General features: G+C 62.3%; 2 protein-coding genes. Both read left to right on the top strand.

Going from position 1 to position 3,821, the window contains the following annotated elements; translation table 11 throughout:
• Positions 1 to 351 precede the first annotated feature (351 nt).
• Entirely contained in the window at positions 352 to 540 is a 189-nt protein-coding gene (locus GY937_12895) for a hypothetical protein (GenBank protein MCP5057606.1), read from the top strand.
• A gap of 9 nt (positions 541 to 549) precedes the next feature.
• Positions 550 to 3,687, top strand: a complete 3,138-nt coding sequence (locus GY937_12900) for a hypothetical protein (protein MCP5057607.1) — start codon at positions 550 to 552, stop codon at positions 3,685 to 3,687.
• The last annotated feature ends 134 nt before the right edge of the window (positions 3,688 to 3,821 follow it).

Raw genomic sequence — 3,821 nt, forward strand, 5'->3', positions numbered from 1 at the left:
CGAGGCACGCCCCAAATTCTCGCCACGGAATGGGCATCGACCACCCAAAACGAAATCCGTCAGCGTCAATCGCCGCGCGGCACGCCGAAACCGTGGAAAGCCAGGTTCTCAGCCAACTTTCGTGCATAGTTCAGGCTAGAGGTGTTAAGTAGTAGAGACAGCATGGAGAACCATGTGGACGCCGTTACGCGTTTGTGGTTCAGTTCGAGTGGGTCCGGCGGGCTTGGCCGCGTCAGGACTTGTTGGGGGAAAGCGCACCGGACGTTTGATTCGACGTCTCGATGAACGAGGGCGGGAGCCCTTGGTCGCGGCGTGAGGGCAAAACAAGCGATTCGGTCATCAGGAGGGTTCATGTACGTAGCATCTGCGGCTCGTCGGTTGCGAGGTTCGCTCGGCGCACTCCTGTTCGTCATGGTTTCGATGCCGGCATCGGCCATCGAGTTCTGGGACGGCAAGCTCGAAGTCCACGGATTCTACGAGCAGCAGATCCGGTCCATCTGGGATGATTTCAGCGGCGCGGACGATTGGGATCTCACCTAGTGGTACCACGTGCTGAACCTGGAGATCGAAACCGATATTGCGCCCGCTGGGTTCGGCCCGTTCGACATGGTGAGTGCGTTCGCCCGCGTCGAAGCCCGCTTCGACTGCGTGTGGCGACGCGGCTGCTGGATGTTCGACAACGTCGACGTGTACGGCGATCGCTCGGGCCGTCTGCCCGCCCGTATCCAGAGTGGTCACGGGAGCGGCTTTTCTGGCACCCAGTTTACCGGCAATACCCGTCGAGAGTTCGACCACAGCATCCGAGGCCTGGCCATCCGCCACAAGGATGTGAACCTGCCCGGTTCGCGGCGGGCGGTGATGGCCAACGGCAGCCTCACATACCGAGGTTTCTTTGGCGCAAGCGCTGGCCTCGATGGTGTCCTGGATGACGGGTTCTTCGACCCGGATAGTGATGACCCGGCCCAGCTCGTGTTTCAGAATCTCGAGGAGTGTCAATTCGCGAGCCGCCGCACGAAGGGTTCGGCGAACGGCGGTGGCAACCAACAGCTCGTCCACAACATCAAGTGCAACATCGATCCGTTGCATGACAACGACCAGGCGCCGAACCCGTTCCGGTCGCACGATTTCAACGAATCCGTGCTGAATGGCGCCGGTGGCGGCCTGGCCCTGCCGCTCCGCCCCGCACCCGAGGTGCGCTTCGACGCGGGCGCTCCGGACCACGTTCCCAGTGGCCTCTGGTACCCGAACGATCGGCTCCAGCAGGCGCTGAAGGACGGTGACTTCGATTCCTTCGATCAGAACTTCACGATCAACGAGCTGCAGTGGAACCGCGGTGCCTCCCAGCAGGACGAGAAGGAGCTGAAGGAGGCCTACCTCGAGCTCGAGATGTTCGATAGTCGGCTCTGGGTCCGAGCAGGCAAGCAGACCATCGTCTGGGGCAAGACGGAACTCTTCAGCACCACCGATCAGCTGAACCCGCGAGACCTGGCCCTGGCTTCGCTGCCGACCCTCGAAGAGAGCCGGATTGCCCAGTGGGCCATTCGTGCGGTCTGGTCGTTCTACGAGATCGGTCCGTTCGAGGATGTGCGCTTCGAGGTCGCGGCGATCTTCGACTCGTTCGAGCCGAATGACATCGGCCGCTGCGGAGAGCCGTACTCGCCGCTCGTGGCCTGCAACAAGACGTTCGGCCTGTTGAATCACGGCCAGAACGGGGTCGGCATCGCAGGCGAGATCCGGCCGCCGAACCCGTGGAACAGCTGGAAGGGCATCGATATCGGCGGGCGCATCGAGTGGCGCTACGAACGCTTCTCGTTCGCCCTGACCGATTTCTACGGCTACGACGACAATTTCTACGTGGACCGGCTGTTCACCTACAGCCGCAACGTGGATCCGAATTCGGGTCGGCCGCGCAAGAGTCAATCGACGGGCTCCTGCCGCCACGGCAGCGAGGATGCGTGCCTCACCTCGGACAATGCGCTCCTGGAACACAGTGCCAACCAGACTGCGTTCGCGTGGGTCTGCGGGGGAACCGTCGGTCTGGACCGGTCGGCCTGCGCCCAGTCGGTATTCAACAGTCAGGTGGTGATTTCGCCTGCCCCCGTTCCGATCTCGACGGTCTTCGCGATGGTCGGCGCGGGTGACAACAGCCCCGGGTCGCTAAATGGCAGTACCTTCTGGTACGCGCTGGGGGGGTTGACTGGGATCAATGGGCCCGGGATGGCCTTCACGGGAACAGCCGCTGCGATCGCCAGGCATGCGCCGTTCGCCAACACCTTCTTCGACTTCGGCAGCTTTACTGGGGGAGTCCCGACGTTGCTGGTCCCGCTCGACGCGGGAATCAACGACGGTGTCGCGGCGAGCATCACTCAGTACCCCGCCTCGACTCAGTCAAGCCTCCCCAACCCGGGTTTTGCGACACTTGCCTTGTTCTCGGGTCTCGATCCGTTCCTGACGGATGAACAGGAGGCGTTGCTGGGTTGCGGTCCGTTCTATGAGACCGACTGCGACATCCACGGCGTCGACTTCCTCAATGTGGAGGCCGGAGTCTTCTTCCAGTCCTTCCCCGACATCCAGGGGACGTACCAGGAAGGTGGCGTCATCTGGGATACGACCGATCGAAGCGTCGCCCAGCCTGGAACCGTCGGATTCTTCGGCGAGGTCGTCGCTGGGCGACCCGGTCAAGCGTGCGGGCTACCGGGTTCACGCGGCCCGGGGGATCCCTGCTACAACGCACGCGTTGACGGGGATCCGGCCGGAGCGTTGCATCCGATCACCGGTCAGAAGTTCCGGTCCGAGATGGCCGTCGTTTCCTGGAACTTCCTGATGGCGCTGGTCGCGCTCAGCCAGGGCGAGCAGGGAACGACGTTCACGAGGAATGACGCGAAGCGCAGGGGAGTCTTCGATCCGGGCGATGCGTTCTCGAAGGACCGCTGCTCCTTCGCCCGCCCCAGTTGGTGCGGCAATGTCACCGCGTTGCTGGCCGTGACAGGTCTCACCCGTTCCAGCATCAAGGCCGGCGGAAACGGTCGCTTCGGCCGGCGCACGTTCCTCTGGCAGGGCGGCGGCGATGCCGTTCTCCGCTACGAGAAGCGCAATGTGTTGGGCTTCTCGATGGACTTCGCGGAGGACGTCACGAAGACCAACTGGGGCCTCGAGTTCACCTGGCAGGAGGGCCTGCCGAGCTCCGACTCGGACGCCTTCGACGGCAACTCGGAGATCGATACCTTCAACATGACGGTCTCGGTGGATCGGCCGACGTTCATCAACTTCATGAACGCGAACCGGACCTTCTTCTTCAACAGCCAGTGGTTCTTCCAGTACATCGAGGACTACAAGCAGAGCCATTCCCGAACGGGCCCGTGGAACTTCTTCTTCACGCTCACGGCTTCGACCGGGTACTTCCAGGATCGGCTGCTGACCTCGATGACCTTCGTCTACGACATCCGATCAAACTCCGACGCCTGGCTGCCCCAGGCGACCTACCGGTTCACGGAGAACTTCTCTGCGACCGTCGGCCTGGGGCTCTTCGCTGGCCGCTGGAAAGAGACCGACGCGTCGATCAACGGTCTCGGCGACGGCGTTTCCAACCGCTTTGGCAGGAACGCCAACAAGGCCTTCAGTGAGCCCGGGCTCTCGGTGGTTCGCGAGCGGGACGAGATGTACTTGCGGATCCGATACACCTTCTAGTGATGTGATTCACGCTGTTGGGGCATTATCCAGCGCGCGCCTGGCTCTGCCAACCTTTTCGATGATCTCTTCTGCTGTCTTGGACCAGACGAAGGGAGTGGGATCATCGTTGTGTCCGTCCACGTAACTCATCA

Source organism: bacterium (assembly GCA_024228115.1).
Lineage (GTDB): Bacteria > Myxococcota_A > UBA9160 > UBA9160 > UBA6930.